Annotated in this window: 17 protein-coding genes and 1 riboswitch; of the genes, 7 read left to right on the top strand and 10 right to left on the bottom strand. The window is 37.8% G+C overall.

Going from position 1 to position 22,868, the window contains the following annotated elements:
• Positions 1–3: 3 nt before the first annotated feature.
• Together metH and NK987_RS08420 are read right to left on the bottom strand one after the other, a co-directional pair.
• Complete coding sequence (gene metH / locus NK987_RS08425) at positions 4–2,709, bottom strand: methionine synthase (protein ID WP_259263490.1); 2,706 nt, start codon at positions 2,707–2,709, stop codon at positions 4–6.
• Positions 2,702–3,745: a homocysteine S-methyltransferase family protein gene (locus tag NK987_RS08420; protein WP_258422574.1), complete on the bottom strand. Its 1,044-nt coding sequence runs from the start codon at positions 3,743–3,745 to the stop codon at positions 2,702–2,704. The genes metH and NK987_RS08420 overlap by 8 nt, the downstream gene beginning before the upstream one ends.
• 58 nt (positions 3,746–3,803) lie before the next feature.
• Positions 3,804–3,904: riboswitch (SAM riboswitch) on the bottom strand.
• Positions 3,905–4,042: 138 nt separating this feature from the next.
• On the opposite strand from NK987_RS08420, the gene NK987_RS08415 reads away from it, so the two are divergent.
• Positions 4,043–4,633, top strand: coding sequence for a RidA family protein (locus NK987_RS08415; RefSeq protein WP_259263489.1), 591 nt, complete (start codon positions 4,043–4,045; stop codon positions 4,631–4,633).
• On the opposite strand, the gene NK987_RS08410 is transcribed toward NK987_RS08415, so the two are convergent.
• From NK987_RS08410 to NK987_RS08395, 4 genes are all read right to left on the bottom strand, one after another.
• Positions 4,630–5,937 carry a hypothetical protein gene (locus tag NK987_RS08410; protein WP_259263488.1) on the bottom strand — a complete coding sequence of 436 codons (1,308 nt, stop codon included), beginning with the start codon at positions 5,935–5,937 and terminating at the stop codon, positions 4,630–4,632. The genes NK987_RS08415 and NK987_RS08410 overlap by 4 nt on opposite strands.
• Before the next feature lie 62 nt (positions 5,938–5,999).
• On the bottom strand, positions 6,000–10,313 hold the full coding sequence (locus NK987_RS08405) for a PAS domain S-box protein (protein WP_259263487.1): 4,314 nt from the start codon (positions 10,311–10,313) through the stop codon (positions 6,000–6,002).
• A 593-nt stretch (positions 10,314–10,906) separates the two neighbouring features.
• Positions 10,907–11,089, bottom strand: coding sequence for a hypothetical protein (locus tag NK987_RS08400; RefSeq protein ID WP_259263486.1), 183 nt, complete (start codon positions 11,087–11,089; stop codon positions 10,907–10,909).
• Positions 11,090–11,340: 251 nt separating this feature from the next.
• Entirely contained in the window at positions 11,341–11,706 is a 366-nt protein-coding gene (locus NK987_RS08395; protein ID WP_258422569.1) for a hypothetical protein, read from the bottom strand.
• 304 nt (positions 11,707–12,010) lie between these two features.
• On the opposite strand from NK987_RS08395, the gene fmt reads away from it, so the two are divergent.
• The 6 genes from fmt (at position 12,011) to NK987_RS08365 (ending at position 18,105) form a co-directional block, all read left to right on the top strand.
• Positions 12,011–12,937 carry a methionyl-tRNA formyltransferase gene (fmt, locus tag NK987_RS08390; RefSeq protein WP_259263485.1) on the top strand — a complete coding sequence of 309 codons (927 nt, stop codon included), beginning with the start codon at positions 12,011–12,013 and terminating at the stop codon, positions 12,935–12,937.
• A 152-nt stretch (positions 12,938–13,089) separates the two neighbouring features.
• Positions 13,090–14,019, top strand: a complete 930-nt coding sequence (locus NK987_RS08385; protein ID WP_259263484.1) for a DUF4412 domain-containing protein — start codon at positions 13,090–13,092, stop codon at positions 14,017–14,019.
• Positions 14,020–14,154: 135 nt separating this feature from the next.
• The gene (locus NK987_RS08380) at positions 14,155–14,655 is read left to right on the top strand and encodes a dihydrofolate reductase (protein ID WP_259263483.1); all 501 of its coding nucleotides are present in this window, start codon (positions 14,155–14,157) and stop codon (positions 14,653–14,655) included.
• Positions 14,652–15,437, top strand: a complete 786-nt coding sequence (locus NK987_RS08375) for an SDR family oxidoreductase (protein WP_259263482.1) — start codon at positions 14,652–14,654, stop codon at positions 15,435–15,437. Before NK987_RS08380 ends, NK987_RS08375 begins: the two co-directional genes overlap by 4 nt.
• An 8-nt stretch (positions 15,438–15,445) precedes the next feature.
• Positions 15,446–16,711, top strand: coding sequence for a competence/damage-inducible protein A (locus NK987_RS08370; protein ID WP_259263481.1), 1,266 nt, complete (start codon positions 15,446–15,448; stop codon positions 16,709–16,711).
• An 83-nt stretch (positions 16,712–16,794) separates the two neighbouring features.
• Complete coding sequence (locus NK987_RS08365) at positions 16,795–18,105, top strand: dihydrolipoamide acetyltransferase family protein (RefSeq protein ID WP_259263480.1); 1,311 nt, start codon at positions 16,795–16,797, stop codon at positions 18,103–18,105.
• A 9-nt stretch (positions 18,106–18,114) separates the two neighbouring features.
• Here the strand turns inward: NK987_RS08365 and NK987_RS08360 are convergent, their stop codons facing one another.
• From NK987_RS08360 to NK987_RS08345, 4 genes are read right to left on the bottom strand one after another with little or no spacing between them, the layout of a single operon-like run.
• On the bottom strand, positions 18,115–21,012 hold the full coding sequence (locus NK987_RS08360) for a PAS domain-containing hybrid sensor histidine kinase/response regulator (protein ID WP_259263479.1): 2,898 nt from the start codon (positions 21,010–21,012) through the stop codon (positions 18,115–18,117).
• Complete coding sequence (locus NK987_RS08355) at positions 21,013–22,011, bottom strand: PDC sensor domain-containing protein (RefSeq protein ID WP_259263478.1); 999 nt, start codon at positions 22,009–22,011, stop codon at positions 21,013–21,015.
• Between the two features lie 27 nt (positions 22,012–22,038).
• A complete protein-coding gene (locus NK987_RS08350) occupies positions 22,039–22,278 on the bottom strand; it encodes a hypothetical protein (RefSeq protein WP_259263477.1) in 240 nt (79 codons plus the stop codon).
• Positions 22,275–22,691: an OsmC family protein gene (locus NK987_RS08345; protein WP_259263476.1), complete on the bottom strand. Its 417-nt coding sequence runs from the start codon at positions 22,689–22,691 to the stop codon at positions 22,275–22,277. Before NK987_RS08345 ends, NK987_RS08350 begins: the two co-directional genes overlap by 4 nt.
• Positions 22,692–22,868 lie beyond the last annotated feature (177 nt).

Raw genomic sequence — 22,868 nt, 5'->3', positions numbered from 1 at the left:
ATTTTATTCTTGAACTTGTAACAATGGTGAGTAAGCTAAGTTTGGTGATAACCATCTTTCTGCCTGCGCCTTACTGACCCCTTTTCGTTTGGCATAATCTAAAACTTGGTCCTCCCCTATTTTGCCCAGACCAAAATATTTGCTTTCAGGATGACCAAAGTAAAAACCACTTACTGAGGATGTGGGATACATCGCATAACTGTCGGTCAGGGTAATCCCGATACTTTTCTCGACCTGCATCAAATCAAAAAGTGTCTTTTTCTCAGAATGTTCAGGACAAGCCGGATATCCCGGTGCCGGTCGGATTCCTTGATATTCTTCCTTGATCAATGCTTCATTTTCCAATATTTCTGATTTGGCATAGCCCCAAAGCTCTTTTCGGACCTTTTCATGCAGATATTCAGCACCTGCTTCTGCAAGCCGGTCTGCCAAGGCCTTGAGCATGATGTCATGGTAATCATCGTGGTTTTTTTGAAATTCCTCCAGTTTGGATTCTATTCCCCAACCGGCAGTCACCGCAAATCCGCCCATATAATCTGTTTTTGAAGGATGGATATAATCCACCAAGGATCTGTTGGGAACACCTTTCCCCTTTTTGCCCTGCTGACGGAGGAAATGGAAGTTGAAGCCGGTCTCAACTCCTTTGGAAAGGACAGCTACATCTTCCCCATTTCTTTTGACAGGAAACAAATTCACTATTGCTTTGGCCTGCAGCCATTTTTCAGCAATCACCTGATCGAGCATCTTGTTGGCTTCATCAAACAGTTTTTTCGCCTCATTTCCCACTACCTCATCATCAAAGATTTTGGGATACCTTCCTGTCAGCATCCAAGTGCTGAAAAACGGCGTCCAATCAATATATTTTCTCAAAACCGCCAAGTCAAGATCTTGGAAGATCGTTTCTCCCAATTTGGCGGGAACCACAGGCACGTATTGACTCCAATCGATATAGACGGGATTAGCTTTGGCTTCTTCGTATGTGGCGAGTTGCTTGACCTGTTGCTTGGCCTCATGCTCGGCCCGCACCTGACTGTATGTTTCCTTGATCTGCTTGTGATAAGTTGCCTTGGTCTCCTCGTTGATGGATTCCCCTGCTATCGGAACCGACTTGGAAGCGTCAGTCACATGGATGACAGTCCCGCTGTAGACCGGATCAATTTTTACTGCGGTGTGGATTCTTGAAGTCGTAGCTCCACCGATTAGCAGTGGTATCTGCATTCCCTGACGCTCCATTTCGGAAGCGACGTAGACCATTTCGTCAAGGGAAGGTGTAATCAGACCGCTCAATCCGATAATATCCACTTTGTTTTTGATGGCTTCATCGATTATTTTTTGGGCGTCTACCATCACGCCAAGGTCGATGATCTGATAACTGTTGCAAGCCAAAACCACCCCTACAATGTTTTTTCCGATATCGTGGACGTCCCCTTTGACAGTAGCCAAGAGGATTTTTTTGATGCTGCTTTGCTCGGCATTGTAATCCAAATCCCCGATTTTGGGCATAAATGGCTCCAAATAAGCAACGGCTTTTTTCATCACCCTCGCAGATTTCACTACTTGGGGAAGGAACATTTTGCCCTCACCAAATAAATCTCCGACCACATTCATCCCGTCCATCAGAGGCCCTTCGATGACTTTGAGTGGGTTTTGGTATTTCAACCTAGCCTCTTCCGTATCTTCAATGACAAAGTCAATAATACCTTTGACCAATGCATGCTCTATTCTTTTTTCAACAGGAAGTTCCCTCCAGGCTTCGTTGATAACTTCTTTCTTTCCGGAAGCTTTTACAGTTTCTGCAAAAGAAAGCAATTGCTCGGTAGCATCTTCAGACCTATCAAAAAGGACATCTTCGACTCTTTGAAGCAAATCTTTTGGAATATCGTCATAGATCTCAAGCATGGTTGGATTCACAATTCCCATATCCATCCCGTGACGAATGGCGTGGTAGAGGAAAGCGGCGTGCATGGCTTCCCTCACAGGATCATTGCCTCTGAAAGAAAAACTCACATTGCTTACACCGCCACTGACTTTGGCTCCCGGAAGATTTTGTTTGATCCATTGGGTAGCATGAAAAAAGTCAAGGGCGTTTTTCCGATGCTCGTCCATTCCGGTTGCAACAGGAAAGATATTCGGATCAAAAATGATGTCCTGAGGGTTGAATCTGACAATATTGACCAAAATATCATAGCTCCTCTTGCAAATATCTATCCGGCGCTGATAAGTATCGGCCTGACCTTTTTCATCAAAAGCCATGACCACCACCGCCGCACCAAATTTTTTGATGGTCTTTGCCTGATTGATAAATTCGGTTTCGCCATTCTTTAAACTGATCGAATTGACAATTCCTTTTCCTTGAATGCATTTGAGTCCGGCAAGGATTATTTCCCAACGTGAACTGTCGATCATGATCGGAATCCTGCTGATTTCCGGTTCGGAAGCAATGAGGTTAAGAAACTTTTTCATAGCCACCACACCGTCAAGCATGCCTTCATCCATGCAGACGTCCAATACCTGTGCGCCGCCTCTGACTTGATCCAATGCAATTCCAAGCGCTTCATCGTATTGGCCATTGAGAATCAGTCTGGCAAATTTCTTTGACCCGGTGATATTTGTTCTTTCACCGACATTGACAAAATTGATTTCAGGAGTGAAAACCAACGGTTCCAGACCTGACAATTTCATGGCATTATATTTTTGAATTTTACTCATTTTCTGCTGTGACAATTTCAACCTTACGTGGGGCGTATTTTTCAGCCGCTTTGGCTATGGCAGCAATATGTTCGGGTGTCGTTCCGCAACAACCTCCCAAAATATTGACGTACCCTTCTTTCAAAAACTCCTCGATCTGCCCTGCCATTTCATTTGCTCCCTGATCGTATTGGCCAAATTCATTTGGCAAGCCGGCATTGGGATAGGCCGAAACCAGAAATGGTGCATTGTCTGCCATTACTTTGAGGTATGGTCTGAGCTCTTTGGCTCCAAGTGCACAATTCAATCCTACACTGAAAAGCGGTACATGGGAAACTGAAATCAGAAATGCTTCCGTCGTCTGTCCTGAAAGTGTCCTGCCTGAAGCATCAGTGATGGTTCCTGAGATCATGATGGGAATGCCACCTTCTTCAGGATTCAATGGGATACTTCTTTCCTCAAATACTTCCTGAATAGCAAAAAGTGCCGCTTTTGCATTGAGCGTATCAAAAATCGTCTCTACCAAAAGGATGTCAGATCCACCATCAAGCAATCCCCTAACCTGTTCTTTGTAAGCTTCAGACAATTGGTCAAACGTGATTGCCCGGTATCCGGGATCATTGACATCTGGAGAAAGGGATGCTGTTTTATTGGTCGGCCCAAGGGCACCTGCCACGAAACGTGGTTTGTCAGGATTTTTTGCGGTGAATTCATCAGCCACTTCGCGGGCAATTTTTGCGGATTGGAAATTGATCTCATAGGCCAAGTGCTGCAAAGCATAATCCTCCTGTGCAATGGATGTTCCACTAAAAGTATTGGTTTCAATGATATCGGCCCCAACTTCAAGGTAGGCTGCATGAATGGATTTGATGACATCCGGTCTCGAAAGTGAGAGCAGGTCATTGTTACCCTTCAATGGTTTGGGGTGATTTGCAAGTTCTGGTGTTCTAAAATCCTCCTCATTCAGCTTAAAACGCTGAATCATCGTGCCCATGGCACCATCAAGGATGAGAATTTTTTTCTTGGCTAAGGAGAGTAATAACGCGGTTCTGTTCATGTATGATAAATTTCAAAAACTTATACGAGCAAGAACCGGAAAAAAGAATTCATTCTTCCGCTCATCTTCTTCCGGCTTTTCCGGAATAGGAATTAGCACCTTGTAAGTCAGGTTGCCAAGACGTCATAGGGCCTTTCCCTCAGTCTTTCTCGATAAGCAATCCAAATTTAAATCCAATAATTGAATTTTGCTGTTTTTTATAGAGATTCTTTAATGAAATAGGTATATATTTCTCATATCTGCTAAATCAAACACTTCCTTTAAAAGGAAATTTAACCGACAACAAACAAACTCCTTATGGACTTAAAAGCCCAAACCTTCAGATGGCTATCTTTCGCTTTATCAACCCTGATATTGCTGATTACATTTTCCTGTAGTTCCACAGAAAATCAAAATCAACAATTACCCAAAAATCAGGAGGTCTGGGATGCAGAGCAAAAACTCAAAGATTTGGGAATTGTTCTTCCTGAGGCAAGTGCTCCTGTAGCCAATTATGTCAATGCGGTTAGAAGCGGTAACCTTCTTTTTCTTGCCGGAAAAGGTCCTGGACTTCCTGACGGAACATTTATAACAGGAAAGGTGGGGCAAGACCTTACGATTGAAGAGGGAAAAGAAGCAGCGAGGATGGTTGCAATCAACCAATTGGCAGTCCTAAAAGCTGAATTGGGAGATTTGAATAAAGTCAAAAGAGTGGTTAAGGTTTTGGGCATGGTCAATTGTGGACCTGATTTTACCCAACAGCCTCAGGTCATCAATGGCTTCTCTGACTTGATGGTAGAGGTCTTTGGCGAAAAAGGAAAACATGCAAGGTCTGCTGTTGGTATGAATGCACTGCCAATGGATATATCTGTGGAAGTAGAACTGATCGTAGAGATTGACGACAATTAATGTTTGATACCAACGCTTACCTGAAAATAAGGATTTGAAATGTAATCAGACATTGGCAAATCGAGTAGTTTGTAATTGGCCAAAGGGATTTCATAGCCACCATTGATTCCAAACATGATTTTGGAGGAGTGGTTTGGTGACAATGGGATCCCGTAAGCTACAAAAACCTCAGGCTTGGCCATCAAGCCACCTTTTCTCAAAAACGCATCATGAATGGGCTCTTCAAATAATCTTGGAAAATCAGGTTTTTCATTACTGATGAGACTATATCGGATATTTCCATATCCTAATCCGCCTGTTCCGCCAAGTTCAAGATTTCTTCTTTCAAAGAATTTCAGTCCCACGTTTCCATAAACTCTTAAACTGTTTAAAGTATGGCTTTTTGATTCATCTGCTTCTCCCGAAAGCCCAAGATTATAAAAATCGATTCCATAAAGGAAACCTTTACTTTCTCCTAATACTTTTAGACCGATATTATTTGGTCTTCCCTTAAATGGCGTAAGACCTTTTTCTTGAAGAATAGCATTGAAGCGATCTGGTTTGGTAAAATGGAATCCATAGAGCAAATGGGCTCCAATGGCAGCATCTTTGTAGAAAAAATTGTGATCCGGTATAGTCAATCCTGCCCCCAATCTCAGAAATGCCCCACTTTGTGCACTATTAAACCTGATTCCATTTAATTTCCAAGAATCCTCAAAAGGGCTAAAAGAATATCCAAACCTCGCCAAGAGCTCAATAGCTTCACCTCTGCCCGGAATGGGAAAATCATAACTCATTTGAAACCCAATTTCGGTCAGAAATCCGGTCATATTCAAAGTCCCTTGGTGAAGGTTTCCGTCTCTCAGAATAAAGCCATGCTCAGGATTTTCGAAAAACTCTCCTAGATTTTCAGCCGGGTTTTCTTTTAACATCTGAAAATTGAGAAATCCTGTTCCAACTGACATGTAATGGATCAATTGAAAATTACCTTCTTCTGTAAAGGCAAAACCTACGTTTACATAAAACCTAGTGGTATGGTAATCAATTTGGTATCCGTCAAAGATTGATTTAGGACCGCTGTTTTGAAAAAGTTCTAATCCAATAATGAAGTCATTGAATCTCGTCAAATACCCAAAGCTAAGGTTGGAGTAGCTGTTTCTCATCGGAGAAAGCCCCTTACCCGATAGCATCTGATTGAACTCCCTCAGGTTTGCCCCCGTTTTGCCGTATGTCATGTACATGGTAGTCCTATTGGATTTTGGGGACTGTGAAAAAGCAGTGAATCCAAAAGAACATGAAAGAAACAGTACCAAGAAAAGTCTCATACCAATTTGTTTGCCTTCAAAATTATAATGAAAGTGGCTATTGCGAACTCCTTTTTTCAAATTTATGGCTTAAGGTATTTGAGTATTTTGGTATAAAGGTTATCAGGGTTAAACGGTTTGCTTATATAATCATTCATTCCCACTTTATCCAATTGGTCTTTTACTTCAATCAACGAAGAAGCTGTCAAGGCAATTATAGGAACATTCTTCTTTTTTGCCTCATCCAAGTTTCTGATGTATTCAGCAACAAAAAAACCATCCTTCTCGGGCATCTGAAGGTCAAGCAAGATCAAATTAAAATCCTGATCCATAAATGCCTTGATTGCCTCATTTCCATCATTTGCCATGACAACATTTTTAACCCCCCATTTATGGAGAAATTTTTTGATCATGATCTGGTTTACAAGGTTATCTTCAGCGACAAGGATACTTGCTTCTTCCAGAAATTTTAATCCTTCTGAATGGTCACTTTGGGAGAAAACAGCCTTGGTTTGTGGCTTTTCAAATACGGCAGTAAATGTAAATCTTGTTCCCCCTTCTTCTCTTTGGTAAGCTTTGATCTCAGCCCCGAACAACTGCACCAATCTTTTGACAATCGCCAATCCAAGACCTGTCCCACCATATTTTCGGGTCGTTGCAGCACTTGCTTGGGTAAATGCCTCAAATACCAAGTCAAGTTTTTCCTTGGGAATTCCTATGCCTGAATCCTCAAAATCAAACCTGATGGCAATAGACTTTTCATTTTCTTTCTCGTTGGTCAACTTGATTTTGATAAATCCTTTTTCGGTGAATTTTATGGCATTGGAAACCAGGTTATTGACAATCTGCCCCAATCTCACTGGATCACCCATTAGATTTTGAGGCAATTTGTGATCAGCTTCAAAAATGACCTGAAGTGACTTTTCCCTAGCTTGATAAGAATAGGAATGAAGAATTCGGTTGAAAACATTACTGAGTTCAAAATTGACTTTTTCAAGCTCAACTTTTCCTGAGTCAATTTTGCTATAATCCAGGATATCATTAATCAATCCGAGGAGATTCTCGGCCGAAAATTGAAGGGTTTTTAAATTCTCCAATTGGTCCGGTCTAGGTTCATCTTCTATCAACAGGTGAGCCATCCCAATTACCGCATTCATGGGAGTCCTGATTTCATGACTCATGATGGAAAGAAATTGAGACTTTATAGTTGAGGCTTGTTCGGCTTTTTCTTTTGCATGGAAAAGTTCCTTTTGGGCTTCTTTGAGACTGGTAATATCCCTTGCAATCCCTGTGTAATACATTTTTTTTCCTTCGTCATCAATTACCAACTTCCCATTGGAACTGAAAACCCTATAATCCCCTTCCAGGTGCCGTAATCGAAATTCGAGATACTGGTTTTTTTCAAAAAAGTCAGGTTCAGATCCACTCTTTTCAGCAAATATTAAAATATCCTCAGGATGCAAAAATTCTGTCAAATTCCTACTCATGACTTCCTCGGAAGGATATCCAAGAAACTGCTTCACATTGGGAGAAATATAGATAAGCGTCATGTCAAGATCTAAAGAGAAAATGATTTCTGTAGATTCCTCTACCAGTTTTCTATACTTTTCTTCATTTTTTCTTAGATTTTCTTTTGCCTGATGTTCCTCATTGATATCTCTCAAAATCCCAAGTGCATATTCAATTTCACCCCCATACATAATAGGACGAACAGTAATTTCATATACCCTGCGACGGAACACAAGGTGCTTTTGGATAATCTCATTTTTGAGCAATGCTCTGGTAACTATAGGTTGAATTTCGTTAAGGTTACCGGTATGGACTTCTGCTAAGGTTTTTCCTTCAAAGTCCGAAGCCATCATTCCCCAATCAGCAAAATTTGTTCCCTGTGCTGCAATATATCTCAAGTCACGGTCTATCAGAAAGATACTTGTACCAGGTATATTTGAAGCTAATACACGGTATCTTTCTTGGCTTCTTAGAATTTCTTCTCTGTTGTTTTTTCTTTCGGTGATGTCCTGAAGAATTCCCTCATGCACAAAAATCCTTCCCTCCGAATCATACACTTCTCGTGTCCGGTCCTCGACCCATCTATAGGATCCGTCTCCTTTTCTTATTCTGTATTCTCCTGAAAAAGCTGGGATACCGTTTTCACTTTCTTTAGAATAATGATAATCCAAAAGCCTAACCACATCATCCGGATGAATCAAATCAAGTATGCTTGTTTTGGAATTTACAAGTTTGGTAGAGTTATAACCAAACTGCCTGATATTGTCAGTGATATAAAGTATCCTAAAATTCTCATTTGGATCTACTGTAAACAAAACTGCAGGACTGTTTTCGACAATCATCTGCGCCTTTCGAGCGATTGCTTCTTGCCTCACCTGAAGGGATAAATTTCTGATCACAAATGAAAACCCTATTTTTTCGAGGTCATCATTCAAAAACTGTTGCACAGAAACTTCATAAGGATCAACCACTCCTGTCCTCAACCTGAGTTGCATTTGTTTGGTAATGCCTTCATTGGATTTCAGGCTTACCAATAACTTTTCAAGTGTGTTGGAATCTTCGAATATAAATTCAAATAGGTCGGTGATTTTCCCTTGGAAATTCTCTGCTTCGGAAATTTTACATTCTTTGAGACCAGCCTTATTGATGTAGATTATTTTTAGGGAAGAATCAGTCACCACAATCGGGTCATCAACTTGGGTGAGGATCTGTGATTGAAGTTTCAGGTAATTTTCAGCATCTTTTTTATGTGTTATATCAGAGCAATATCCAAAAACTTCTACATCCTTACTGCCTTGGATTTCTCTCACCTGTATGGTGAAGTTTATAAATTTTTCTTTCCCTTCTCCTGTGTAAATACTAAACTCTCCATAAGTAGTACTTTTGGTCATGACAGCTTGGTTCAATCTTTCCACAAACCCTTTTCTGTCAGATTTTTTGATTCTTTTTAAAAAACCCAAAAAATTAGAAGAATACATATTTTCCTCTAATTCAAAAATCCTCTTTAAACCTGAGGAAAAGAAAATCTTTTTTTTGGTATTGCTAAATCTCCAGGAACCTGATTTGGCTAGAATTTCTGTGGAAGCCAACAGCTTTTCATTCCGTTCAAGTCTTTTCTTTATGGCCCTATTGATAAAACTTCCTGCATAAATATCTCCAAGCTGCCTGAGAACATATTCATCTTTTTCATGCCAAGCTCTTTTTTCATGGACTGCATCTAACCCAAAGAACCCTATCAGTTTGTTTTCAGAAAATATTGGGATCAATACAAAGGATTTGATTCCCTGCTGTTGGTAAATGTCTCTTTCTACCCCAAATTCGTCAGGCATTAGATCAACATCAGGGACAACAAGAACCTCACCTTTTCGCAAGGAATCTATCGTCAGGTTATCTTCAGTAATCGGAAGGTTTTTAAGGTATTGAATCTGGGGCTCTATCCCATCGGCTGTCCATTCATAGACATTTTCGATTTCCTGCAGGTCATCATGAACGAGAAATATATATGCCCTATCGGCTTTTTCAAATTCTCCCAACATCCTTAAAGAAAGGTTGAAAACCTGGTCGACTTGATTATATCCTGCATTGACAAATTTTGCAGAAATTCTGTTGATCAAATTCTCAAGTTCATACCTTTTCTGAAGAGACTTTTTTGCTTTCCAATAGGCAGTAATATCACGGGCACTAAAAAGTAATCCATTAATATTGGGGTCATCAAGTAGGTTCCTGCAGTAACTTTCAATATATACTTTCTTACCATCAGGAATATTTACCCAAAAGTTTATATTTATTTCAGACTTTGATTTAAAAACCTGATCAATATCCCCTTCATCAATTTTTATAATTCCTTCATTTACAAAATCTTTATATGATTTTCCGATGATCTTTGAGGTATCGATTCCCAATTTATCAATAACTGCAGCACTCAAAAATTTATACTTTCCATCTTTATCCAATATCACAACCATATCATGGCTATGCCTTAGGACGCTTGCCACAAAATTTAAATCAAGGACGCCAAGACTATTCTCTTTATCAAAGAATTCATCATTTTCCTGAATCGATTTGGCACCAAGTGCAACACAATACCTTTGCCCGGACGCATCAAAGATGCTTTTAAATTCCCAATTAATCTTTGGAGAAAGGCCATCTGATAAAAGCAGAGTGGAACAAAATTTACTTTCAGGCAGCTTACCTGTTTCTAGAAATATAACAAGCTCTTGATGGATTTTATCAGAATTGAATAATTCCTTCCAATCAGTGAAATTTCCTTTGACATTCTTGATAAAATAATCATTGAAAAAAATGTCGTTTTTGTTGGAAAAAACAACAACCGGATCTTTTAATTGATCAAAAAAACCTAAAATATCTAATTTATTTCTTACACTCATGTATTGCGGAATGACTTTCAATGAAATTTAAAATCTCAGCTCCTGTTTGGGAAATCAGCATGGAAATATACCTAATTACAAAGCCTAAGTTTAATCATTTAAAAAATAAAATCAATAATAAGTTTCAAATTAAAAAGTACTTAAAATCCGGATTTAAGAAATTAAACTATGTTTTTAAATTTATCTGATTGGATTTTCTATACCTTCTCTTTACAGTTATTTCCTAATCAATATCAATTCCAAAACTTTATTATTTTCCATTATTTATAATTCATTGCAGTTAAATAAAATTTGGTCAAAGAAGATTGATCTATAAAAACTTAATTTCAGAGCAATACAATTAAAACTTTAAATTATAAAATCAATCCAAAAAAAATCTTAATTAGATTTTTTACATCTTAAAGTATAATTTTTCTAATTTTCATCCTAGAAAAATACCCAGTATTGGTTATTTTTTATAGGCTTTTAATTGCATAAGTTTGATAAGTTTTTAGAGTCTCTCTGAAAAGTGTTTAAGTTCAATTAAGGGTTTACCCCAAAATAAAAATCCCCGATGTTATCGGGGATTTTTTTATTGTAAATTAATTTTTTAATTAATTCACTGCGGTGGTATCAGCTGCAGCAGCAGTAGTATCTACCGGTGCTTCTTCTACAACTTCAGGAGCTACTTCTTCAACTGGAGTTTCAACAACTTCTACCTCTTCAGTTGTTTTGTTGCCACAAGAAGCCATAAATGCAGTAGCAGCGATCATCATTGCAAAGATTGTCTTTTTCATAGTGTTTGTTTGTTTAATGTCCAAAAGGACGGTTTGTTTGATTTTTGTTTTTTTTGGTAATGTTTTATTTTAAATTGTACGTTAAGAAAATCCTTTAAAATCAGGCTTGTATCGTGTTCCTTACAAGGGAACACATACTTTGAACCTTTACAGAGAATAGGTTTACAAAACTGATTTTGGAAATTTTGGGGATTTTTAAGATCGATTTCTTACAAGAAATCAACAGCAAGAATTAGATTAATTGTGTTCTTTCAGGGTGCGTGAGTATTTAGAGAGAACTTAAGTAATCTTGAAACAGGTAAAAAAATATAAAGGGTTTCTGCCTCTAAATCATGAGAGACCAAAGGCAATTCAAATACTAAATGTGGAATTGAAATCAGGGAATGAATAACTTCAATTTTACCAAGCTTTGTAATTTTATTCCCTGAAGGAATTTGTAAGGTATTTGGAAGTTCAATAAATTTAAAATCTGCTTCAGAAACAAATTCACCCGTGTAAACTATTTCTGCTCTTTTTACAAAACTGTCAAAAACAGCCAATAAAGTAAAAAATATAGCCATGGAACCGACGAAAAGTCTAATTCCTTTTGAAAGACCAAATTTTAAACCTTGATTCATGTTGCAAAATTATATAATTTTTTATTAATCCTAATTATATTTTTCGATAAGAATAATAATTACTTCATTTATTGATGATTCTTTAAGATTTTACCAAAATATTTAACAATTAGAAAATATTAAAAATTTTACAAATTAATGAATATACATTGTTTTAATTATTTTTCATGAAATAATAGTGATACTTTTTGTTGTTTTACAACACATTATTTTGACCAAAAAAAGGAAATTTTATTTTTTATTATTTTTCTTCATATTGTTCCATAAATAATTTCCGACCTTCACAACAGTACATTGATGAAAAATGGATAAAAGTTTAAGAATAATTTTTATGGGAACCCCGGAATTTGCGGTTCCGTCTTTTGAAATCCTAATTGAAAACGGTTGGAACGTTGTAGCGTCCATTACTGCACCTGACAAACCACAAGGTCGCGGACAAAAACTGATCCCTTCCCCTGTAAAAGAAACCGCTTTAAAATTTGGTATTCCTATCCTTCAACCAACCAACCTTAAATCTCCTGAATTCATTGAACAGCTAAGGGATTTAAAAGCAGATTTACAAATTGTAGTAGCATTCAGGATGTTGCCTGAGATAGTTTGGAGTATGCCACCCCTAGGAACTTTTAATCTCCATGCTTCATTGCTTCCAAATTATAGGGGGGCCGCACCAATCAACTGGGCAATAATCAATGGTGAGAAAGAAACAGGCATAACCACTTTTTTTTTAAAGCATGAAATCGATACAGGCAGCATAATATTTCAAGAAAAAGAATCTATAAGTCCAGCAGACAATATTGGCACTTTGTACGAAAAGCTTAAGCTCAAGGGTGCCCAATTGGTCTTGAGAACTGTAGAAGCTATTGCAGGTAAAAAAATCAAGACTACGATCCAAGATGAATCGCTTGCAATACACCATGCACCTAAAATTTTCAAAGAGACCTGCGAAATAAAGTGGAATAAACCGGCCAAAGAGATACACAATCTGATCAGGGGACTTTCTCCTTATCCTGCTGCATGGACTCAATTGGACGGTAAAATTTGTAAGATTTTCAAAAGTGAAATTTCAGAAAATAACCTGACCGGACTCCAACCGGGAGAATTTCAGACCGATAACAAAAAGGAGTTGGTGTTTCAAACAGGCCTTGGTTCACTGAAAATTTTGGAACTTCAGTTGGAAGGGAAAAAAAAGTTAGAAATTTCTGAATTTTTAAGAGGGTACAAACTTACTTGATACTTGAGTAAGCAAAAGGAATTTTGAAATGCTCTATTTATTGGACCTGTTTTTTCTTGTCTTTCTAAGTCAAATAGAATAATTTACATTCCAATATTTTATAGGATTTCTTGAATAATCAAAACCACATCTTACAATAAAAATTTATTCAAATGAAAAGGACATTCCAATTCTTCTACACTCTTGCTTTTTTATTGACTTCGTTTTCTACAAATGCCCAATTTATAAATAAGATAAAAAATGCCGCTGAACGTGGCGTTAGCAGGGCAATTGAAAAGAAGGTGGAAAGTGAAATGGAAAAAATGGCGAGAAGAAAGCTCGACAAAATGTTCAAAGATGTTTATGGGACTGATGACCCAAGTACCATTCCAACTGTTGACTTTGAAAAAATGATGTCATCTGTTTATAATGATATCGAGGTGGATGAATCCTACGAATTTGAAGGCTTTGCGGTATTGGAAATTACAGGAATAGATGAAAAAGGAAAACAAAACGACCCTATCAATTTGACCTCTTACTATTCAGAAAATCCAAAAATAACAGGAATGAAATTTACAGATCCTGAAAAAAAAGAAGATGGAACCTATGTTCTTATCTACGACTTCAACAGGAATGCCGGAATTACTCTGCTTGAAAATGAAGGCGAAAAAATGAGGATGACTTTTGCTTATGACTATGCAGCTATGAGTGAAACAGAAATATCCGAAGATGCTGAAATCCAAGATAAATCAGAAGATGTCTCCTTCAAAAAAACCGGAAATTCCAAAACCATCCTAGGCAAGGAATGTGAAGAATACCTTATCGAAACAGATGAAAACATCACCCACTATTGGGTTACAAAAACCCCTATTACCGGAAATACTCCTTTTTGGAGCCAAAACAATCCGTTTCTGACGGCGAGAATGAAAGACCAAAACCCTGACCTTTTCAATAATCTACCTACCGGAAATATGATGGAAGCCCATGTTGTGAGCAAAGTAGATAAAAGCAAAATAGACATGGTTACCATCGAATTACAGGAAAACAGCAAAGAGACTTTTGTCATGGCGGATTATCCAAGCATCACAAAATCCATGAAATGAATCTGATTTCAATTTTTTTGTGATGGGAAACAAGGCTTTTTTTTTCCATAAGCCTGAATTGAAAATCCTATTCTTTTTACTTTGGATTTCTTGATTAAATAATCCTTGGTAACTTAGCCCAAAACTCAATAAATCTTGAAAATATCTATTATCGTTGCCAAGGCGAAGAATGGTGTCATTGGCAAAGACAATCAATTGATTTGGCGGCTATCAGCCGATTTACAGTTGTTCAAAAGCCATACAACAGGTCACCACATCATCATGGGAAGAAAAACCTATGAGTCAGTCGGGAGACCTCTCCCAAACAGAACATCTATTGTGATTACCAATAACCAGGATTTTAAAGTTCCTGAAGGGCATATGGTCGCTCATTCATTGGAAGAGGCCATACAATTCTGTATCGGCAAAAAATTAGACAATGTATTTATTATTGGAGGTGCAGAAATATATAAGCAGGCATTGCCTATCGCAGATGAATTGATGGTAACAGAAGTAAATGCCATGCCTGATGGAGATGTTTTTTTTCCTGAAATTGATAAAACCGAATGGAAAGTTGTATCGACTACCTCCTACTTCAAGGATGAGAAAAATGAATATGATTTTGATTTTGTGGTTTATAAAAAATCTAAACCATGAATCAAGAGGTAATCTGGAATACCGGAGCAACATCAGGAATCGGAGAAGCTTTATTCAATCAAAATTCCAAAACTGATTGTAAATTGATCATATCCGGTAGAAACATTGGAAAACTTGAATCCCTAAAAAACGGAGTCTTCAAACCAGAAAATGTGCATGTTTTGCCTTTGGATCTCACAGATACACCAAGTTTTTCTCACAAAGTATCTGAAGCAATCAATGCTTTTGGAAAAGTTGACGTCTTGATAAACAATGGTGGAGTCAGCCAACGGTCGCTTGTCAATGATACCCAATTGGAAGTAGACCGCAAGATCATGGAAGTAAATTTTTTTGGCACAATTGGATTGAGCAAAGCGCTACTTCCTCATTTTATTGAGAATAAAAAAGGTCATTTTGCCGTAGTGAGCAGCCTCGTTGGCAAGTTCGGTTCCCCATATCGATCCTCTTATGCAGCATCAAAGCATGCCCTTCATGGTTTTTTTGATACTTTAAGAGCAGAGCATCACAAGGATAAAATCGCTCTAACGATGGTTTATCCTGGATTTATCCGGACTAATGTCTCTATCAATGCACTGACCGGAGATGGAACCCCGCTACAGCAAATGGATGATGCCCAAAACAAAGGAATGAATCCTGAAGTCTGTGCAAGAAAAATAGTTGCAGCCATCTCAAACAAAAAAGAAGAAATAAATATTGGTGGAAAAGAGATTTATGCAGTTACCTTAAAAAGATTTTTCCCTTTGATATTTTCAAAATTTATAAAAAAAGCGAAAGTCAGGTAAACCGAAATATGGTCAATTATAAAGAAGTAAAAGCCGAGATTATATCCATTGGTGATGAATTACTATATGGTCAGATTACAGACACCAACAGCCAATGGATCAGTCAGGAACTCGACAAGATAGGTGTTCGAGTAGTCCATAGGTCGACAATAGGAGACAATAGAGATTCAATTCTTGCAGCATTTGCAGATGCTGAAAAAAGAGCAGACATAATTTTGATTACAGGTGGACTTGGCCCAACCAACGATGACCTGACCAAACCACTCTTGGCTGAATATTTTGGTTGTGGGATTGAAATGGTTCCTGAAGCATTAGAAGCTGTGAGAACCTTTTTTGAAAAGAGAGGAAGGGAATTGACTGAACTTAACAGATTCCAAGCCCACTTACCTACCAAATGCAACTATGTCCCAAATGATCTTGGGACAGCGCCGGGAATGTGGTTTGAAGAAAATGGAAAGAAATGGATGTCTATGCCAGGAGTGCCCCATGAGATGAAAAACCTGATGACTCAGCATGTCATTACAAAAATCAGATCGCTTTTTACACTTCCAAATATTTACCATAAAGTAATAAAAACTGTTGGCATTGGTGAGAGTTGGCTTGCTGACCTGATCAAAGATTGGGAAAACAACCTCCCATCCCACATTAAACTCGCCTACCTTCCATCTTTGGGTCAGGTAAAACTTAGGTTGACTGCCTTTGGGGAAGATCCAATTGACCTTCAAAATGATGTGGAAAATGAAATCGAAAAAGTAAAGCCGCTAATTGAAAAGTATATTTATGGTTACAACAAAGAAACGCTTGAAGAAACTGTTGGCCGATTGCTAAAGCAAAAGGACAAAAAAGTTTCCCTGGCAGAAAGTTGTACAGGGGGATATATTTCCCATTTAATTACAAGCATTGCTGGGAGCAGTGATTATTTTCAGGGTAGTATGATTCCCTACCACAATACTTTCAAAAACAAATTACTTGGTGTTGAAAATGAAATACTTGAAACCTACGGTGCAGTGAGTGAACCAACAATCATCCAAATGGCAGAAAACATCAGGAAGAAATTCAATGCAGATTTTGGCTTGGCAAGTAGCGGAATCGCAGGCCCGGGAGGTGGATGGGCAGAAAAACCCGTGGGAACAGTTTGGATTGCATGTGCTTTTGAAGGAAAAACCGTGACCAAAAAGTTGCAGCTCACCCAAGACAGGATGCTAAATATTCAATTGACTGCCGTAGCAGTTTTGAATTTGCTTCGTCTGTCCATTTTAGAAAAAACAGAATAAAGATTTTATTCATCGATTTTGCATTGGTTAAAATAAAATTTAATTTTAAAACTTGGAAATAAACCCAATTAAATAATAAAAGAATGGCAAATGTAGAAATGCTGATGCCCAAGATGGGTGAAAGTATTATTGAAGGAACAATACTCACTTGGTTAAAAAAAGAAGGGGATTTCATCGAACAAGATGAATCCGTTTTGGAGGTTGCAACAGACAAAGTGGACACTGAGGTGCCAGCAACTCATGCCGGTATTTTAAAAAAAATATTGGTCAAAGTAGGTGAAGTTGTTGCTGTAGGTGCTCCGATTGCAATCATTGAATCAACTGCTCAAGCCTCTGAATTATCTCAAAATGAGGAAAAAACCCAAACATCCCCAAAAGAAGAACTGCTTGCGGCGGCACCGGCCCAAACAACTGCAGTGATTTCTTCCTATTCCCAAGGGGAACCACAGTCAGGAGATGACCGATTTTATTCGCCTTTGGTTTTGAGCATTGCAAAAGAAGAAAATATCAGCAAATCTGAATTGGTCTCCATATCCGGGACAGGCAAAGATGGCCGGGTAACCAAACAGGACATTCTCTTATACTTAAAAAACCGTAAAGAAGGAAATATCGGGATATCCAATCCCTCAGTTTCGGGAGTACAACCTGTATTAACTTCTCCTAGGGTAGAAATGAGTATTTCAGCTCAGGATGAAATCATAGAAATGGACAGAATGCGCAAAATGATCGCGCAAAGAATGGTCGATTCACGACGGATATCTGCCCATGTAACTTCTTTTGTAGAAGCCGATGTGACCAATATCGTATTATGGAGAAATAAAGTAAAAGATCAGTACAAGAAAAAAGAAGGAGAAGGTTTGACCTTTACTCCGTTTTTTGTCGAAGCTGTTTCCAAGGCAATCAAAGATTTTCCGATGATAAATATCTCAGTGGACGGTGAAAAAATAATCAAAAGAAAAGATATCAATATTGGGGTTGCTGTGGCTTTGCCTTCCGGAAACCTTATTGTACCTGTGGTGAGAAACGCAGACCAACTCAACCTCATCGGTCTTTCCAAAAAAATAAATGATATAGCTAACAGAGCCCGCTTAAACAAACTTTCACCCGACGAATTGAGTGGAGGGACTTTTACTGTTTCCAATGTGGGTTCTTTTGGGAACGTAATGGGCACACCTATTATCATGCAGCCACAAGTTGCGATTCTTGCAGTTGGAGCTATTCAGAAAAAACCAGCTGTAGTAGAAACACCGACAGGCGATGTGATCGCTATCAGACACAAAATGTTCCTTTCACATTCTTATGACCATAGAGTTGTCGATGGTTCTTTAGGAGGAATGTTTGTCAGAAGAGTAGCTGACTATTTGGAGGCATTTGATCTTAATACTGAATTATAAAAAAAGAGGTCAATTGACCTCTTTTTTTATGCCGTTCTTCGAAGAACAGGAACGGATCACACTTGTAATTTCATTTATTTTCAGTGGTTTGGTAAGATAGGAATCCATTCCTGTTTCCATGGCTTGGTCCACATCTTCTTGGAAAGCATTTGCAGACAATCCTACAATAGTAATCTTTCTTCCCCGTGATTTCCTAATTATTTTGGTCGCCTCGAGTCCATTCATCACAGGCATCTGAATATCCATCAAAACAAGATCATAATCTGACTCTTTTGCCATACGGACAGCGTCAGACCCGTTTCTTGCGACATCATAATTATATCCAAGTTGGGTCATCAACATATCCATAAAAAGCAGGTTAGTAGAATTATCCTCTGCCAACAAGATTTTAAGAGGATATTCCTGAGCCATATTTTTCCAAATAAAATCTTCATTATCATCCTCTTCCTCCACCAATTCCAAAAAGTTATCGCTTCTGTTCCAAACTTTCCCGAAAATATTGAAGGAGAAAACGGAACCAACACCAAATTCACTATTTATCAAAAGTTCCCCCCCCATCAACTCAATTATTTTTTGGGAAATTGCCAACCCTAAGCCGGTTCCTTGATGTTCTCTTGTACTGCTGCTGTCAAGTTGGACAAATGGTTTTGCCAACATCTCAATTTTATCCTTTGGAATCCCGATCCCGTTGTCTTTCACTTCAAAATTCAAAATAACATGCTTTTCAAAAACCATCTCTCCTGTAATATCAACTTCGATTTTACCACCTGAGGGTGTGAATTTGATTGCATTACCAATGATATTAATCAAAATTTGCCTCAACTTATCTTTGTCCAGTTCGACATATTCAGGTAAAGAAGCATCAAAATGAGAGGTAAATTGGATGTTTTTCTCATTTACCAGGCCCGAGAAAATTTTAAATATTTTTTCAATTTCCGCCTTCAGTTTGAATACTGAATTATAAAGAGTCATCTCCCCAGATTCAATCTTAGAATAATCAAGAATGTCTCGGATAATATTCAGGAGGGAATCACCCGAATCTCTGATAATCTGTAGGTATTCCTTCTGTTTTTCGTCCAATGTAGTAGCTTCCAGGAGCGGAATGATTCCCAAAAGCCCGTTCATGGGAGTTCTGATCTCGTGACTCATATTGGCCAAAAATTCAGATTTGGCTAAATTGGCCTCTTCAGCTGCTTTTTTTGCCTCCATCAAACCCCTCTGCCAAAGTTTTTGACCTGTGATGTCTCGGGCAATTGACATTACTTTGTCATTATCAAGTCTAAAAAATCTGGCTTCGAACAACCTTCTACCCGAAGGAATATCAATTTCATATTCCGCAGTCTGCATGTTTCCGGTCTTAATCGTGTGGTTAAAGACTTGCTGTATTTGATTTCCCAAATCTTTGGGTAAAATATCAATCAATTTTTTCCCAATAGCACCTTCTAAAGGCGCAACTAACAGACTCTGGTCTTTTACATAATAATCAAGGTATCGGCCTTCATTGTCATAAATAAAAATAAGATCCGGGAGACTGTTCAGTACAGCCCTTAACCTATTTTCGCTTTTTACGATTTCCTGTTCTCTCTCATACTTTTCCTGTATATCGGTACAGATTCCGACATTTCCAATAAAGTTTCCTTTTTGATCAAATTCAAGTCGTTCAAAAATCTTGGTTCTTTTGTATTTACCTGATTTGGTTTTAAAGTCCAATTCAAATGAAATGCTTCCGTTTTTTTTACTTATTGATTCCGAAATGGTTTTTTCTATTCTGGAACGGTCCTTTTTTGAAATATAATCCTTAAAATTCTTCCTGAAATCTTCTTTTTCATATCCAAGTACAGCTTTGACTTCACTACCTACACTTGTCATTTTACCCATCTCATCTTGGAAATAAATGAAGCCTTTGGTTTCGTGCAACAGGAGAGCTTGTCTCCTAAACAATTCTGAAATCTCATTGGCATTTTTGGATAGCGTTTCATTTGTTAACTGAGAATTTTTGATCGACTTAAACAAAATCAAAATTACAAGTGCCAATAAAATGAGTAAAGCTAAAATCAGATAAAAATAGGTACTGAAAATACCTGTAGTTATTATGTTTCGGTCGACAACAAAAACAGTGGAAAATTTACTCTTTAATGGATAAAGTGAGAAGGGATAATGATGGATCAAAGCTTCAAATTCTTTCTCTTCGTTTTTGTTTGAAAAATTACCCCGAAAGTCACCTTTAAGACCATCGGCGACCTGAATCAACATTTGATTCAAGATTGTTTCTTCTATAGAAAAACCGCCCTTAAGTGTTTGGTCATGGGCTCCTCTTAGCTTACCATCACAAAAAATTAGTTTCTCACCCGATATGCCAAGATAATAATTTGTCATCTCGTCGAAAAAAAATCTTTCGAGATTCACCTTGGCACTGATAGATACATTTGTCGTAAAATTGTTTAAGTGAAGTTCGTTCTGTGCAGGAAAAGGAAGATTTTTTTTACTTTCCAGGTATTGCTTGATAAAATTGTTTCGGTTATCGAAATGAAAGACCACAGTCTGATTTGGAAAAAAAACAGTAATAGTATCCAACAAATCACGGTGGTTGTTGAAAATCCTTCTTGCTCTTTTCTCAAATGCCAGAACTTCATTGTCACCCTTTTCATATGTCCAAGGCTCAAGATTATTCACAAAAAAGAACATATCGTCATAAAAGGCTGTAAACCTCTTTTCTATCTGTTTGGAGGAAAGTTCTACTTGCTTGTTTAAGTTGATTTTACTGGAATTGATTTGATTGTCATTGAGAACCTGAAAAAATGCTGTTCCCAAAAATGTGATTAATACAACAACAAAAATCCCCAATCCAACCAGGATACTGTAGAAACCAGTTTCAGATTTGGGGATTTTATAATTTTGGGGATTCATTTAAAATTGGATTTCAAGTACATACCAATCTAGCTTGCTCATTTTCTGACAAATGATTTTCAATTTCGTTTTATTTTCAGAAAGCCATAAGATTTTCTCACCTGAATTTATGATCTTATCTGCTATGACTCGCACATTTTTGTCCTTGCTTTTGAACAAATTAAAATCTTCTTTTCGGTAGCTGTCTGAGGTGATGGTTTGTGTATAGGTATAATTCTTCAAAGAAGGTAATGAAAGAGCTTCTATAGCCTTGCCCTTTCCTGCCACCACTGTCCCTGTCCCATCAATGATGAGGAATTGATTTGAGGTTTTGTTGATATAATTTTCAATGATATCATTCAGTGTGATGTCAAATCCCAATACCATTTTTAATTCATTTTCTGCGTAAACAGGATATGTCAAGGTAATCATCCAACCCCTACCCACAGGATCTATATAAATCTCATCCACCCAGACAGGAACTCTCGAAGGATTGTTTTTCTCATCTCCCTGATAATAAAAATTGAAATTTGTAACATTAATATCTGGTTCCAATAAATTTACATCATAGGGAGGGTAAAGCCTGTTTAGATGGTATTTGGAATTAAAATAAACCTGGGATATCACCGGGATTTCCTTTACAATTCTTTTGAATTCATCATCCAAAGGATTGGTCAATAGAATAAGTTCTTTGACCGCTTCTTTATTGTCTGAAATGGTAGGAATAAAAAGAGAGCTCTTTTCAGGATTGGCCCCGGGTTCGGAATTGGCCGCAACGCCTACTATTTTGTATTTATCGGGATCAGCATTTGCAAGTTTGTTTTTCTTATCCACAAAAAGATTTTCGGAAAATCTACCTAGACGCACAATTTCTTCCTCAATAACTTCAAGGTCATATTCGAGTAATGAAATGAAGGAATTGATTTCAAAGAAATCTGTTGTGCTCTCAGATTCTTTAGGCGAGGAACATGAAAATAAACAGATAGAGACAAAAAAACAGAAATAGAATAAACTCTTCATGTTCAGCAATTAAGTTAATTCTTAAATCTAAAGATTTTCAAGCTGTTTTTGAAAGCTTTCTCCCATTTCTTTAAATCTTGAAACAACCTTTTCAAAAAATTCTCCTTGATAAAATGAATCAAGATCAGATTCCTCCAAGATGTCCGTTTCCGGAATCTTGAAGGTTTGTTCCATAGGACCCAATTCATATTTCAGCAGGTATTTATTGTTCCAAGAAAACACCGAAACCCTGATCCCGTCTTTTGAAAACTCGCTGACTACCCTCATCCCGGTCTCCTGACTTCAGAGATATGCCTGATTTCTGACTTTAAGGAAGAGGCTACCGAGCAGTATTTTTCTACTGACAAGGTTACAACTTTTGCGAATTCTTCCTCAGTAGCATCAGGAGAAACCAGGACAAATTTCATATCAATCTGGGTATAATATTTTGGGATTCCTTCGTGCCTATTGCCTATTATTTCAATAAAAAAATCAGTAATGGTCCTTCTTTTCTTTTTCATCATCAGGACAGCATCTACAGCGGAACAACCTCCCAAAGCCGATAAAAGCAATTCCATGGGAGATTGGGCTTTCTTGTGCTCGCTGTCGTACATATCGATATCCACTTTGTTGCCAAAGTGATTGGTAGATTCATATTCCATATCCGCCTTCATTCTGACGGTGACGTGTTTTTTGCTCATTGCGGTTGGTTTATAGGTTAATGGTATTTGGTTATTGAGTTATTGGTTATTGTGTTCTAGTTGTTATAGTGGTTGTAATTGTGGTCTGCTTTGCGTTGTCTGGTTGTTAAGTTTTCATCACCCCTTACTTCTGACTTCCATACTTCCATACATACTAACTTCTACTTCCCACTTCCC

The organism is Aquiflexum gelatinilyticum (assembly GCF_024813435.1).
Classification (GTDB): Bacteria; Bacteroidota; Bacteroidia; order Cytophagales; family Cyclobacteriaceae; genus Cognataquiflexum; species Cognataquiflexum gelatinilyticum.
Note: the sequence above shows the minus strand (reverse complement) of the source record. Positions and strands in the feature narration are given on the sequence as shown.

Excerpts from the sequence above, each read along its gene's own strand:
- NK987_RS08395 (WP_258422569.1), bottom strand. The coding sequence starts at position 11,706 with ATGAATCAAGGTTTAAAATTTGGTCTTTCAAAAGGAATTAGACTTTTC.
- NK987_RS08415 (WP_259263489.1), top strand. The coding sequence starts at position 4,043 with ATGGACTTAAAAGCCCAAACCTTCAGATGGCTATCTTTCGCTTTATCA.
- NK987_RS08385 (WP_259263484.1), top strand. The coding sequence starts at position 13,090 with ATGAAAAGGACATTCCAATTCTTCTACACTCTTGCTTTTTTATTGACT.
- NK987_RS08375 (WP_259263482.1), top strand. The coding sequence starts at position 14,652 with ATGAATCAAGAGGTAATCTGGAATACCGGAGCAACATCAGGAATCGGA.
- NK987_RS08405 (WP_259263487.1), bottom strand. The coding sequence starts at position 10,313 with ATGAGTGTAAGAAATAAATTAGATATTTTAGGTTTTTTTGATCAATTA.
- NK987_RS08345 (WP_259263476.1), bottom strand. The coding sequence starts at position 22,691 with ATGAGCAAAAAACACGTCACCGTCAGAATGAAGGCGGATATGGAATAT.
- NK987_RS08420 (WP_258422574.1), bottom strand. The coding sequence starts at position 3,745 with ATGAACAGAACCGCGTTATTACTCTCCTTAGCCAAGAAAAAAATTCTC.
- NK987_RS08355 (WP_259263478.1), bottom strand. The coding sequence starts at position 22,011 with ATGAAGAGTTTATTCTATTTCTGTTTTTTTGTCTCTATCTGTTTATTT.
- NK987_RS08400 (WP_259263486.1), bottom strand. The coding sequence starts at position 11,089 with ATGAAAAAGACAATCTTTGCAATGATGATCGCTGCTACTGCATTTATG.
- metH (WP_259263490.1), bottom strand. The coding sequence starts at position 2,709 with ATGAGTAAAATTCAAAAATATAATGCCATGAAATTGTCAGGTCTGGAA.
- NK987_RS08370 (WP_259263481.1), top strand. The coding sequence starts at position 15,446 with ATGGTCAATTATAAAGAAGTAAAAGCCGAGATTATATCCATTGGTGAT.
- NK987_RS08410 (WP_259263488.1), bottom strand. The coding sequence starts at position 5,937 with ATGAGACTTTTCTTGGTACTGTTTCTTTCATGTTCTTTTGGATTCACT.
- NK987_RS08350 (WP_259263477.1), bottom strand. The coding sequence starts at position 22,278 with ATGAGGGTAGTCAGCGAGTTTTCAAAAGACGGGATCAGGGTTTCGGTG.
- NK987_RS08360 (WP_259263479.1), bottom strand. The coding sequence starts at position 21,012 with ATGAATCCCCAAAATTATAAAATCCCCAAATCTGAAACTGGTTTCTAC.
- NK987_RS08365 (WP_259263480.1), top strand. The coding sequence starts at position 16,795 with ATGGCAAATGTAGAAATGCTGATGCCCAAGATGGGTGAAAGTATTATT.
- fmt (WP_259263485.1), top strand. The coding sequence starts at position 12,011 with ATGGATAAAAGTTTAAGAATAATTTTTATGGGAACCCCGGAATTTGCG.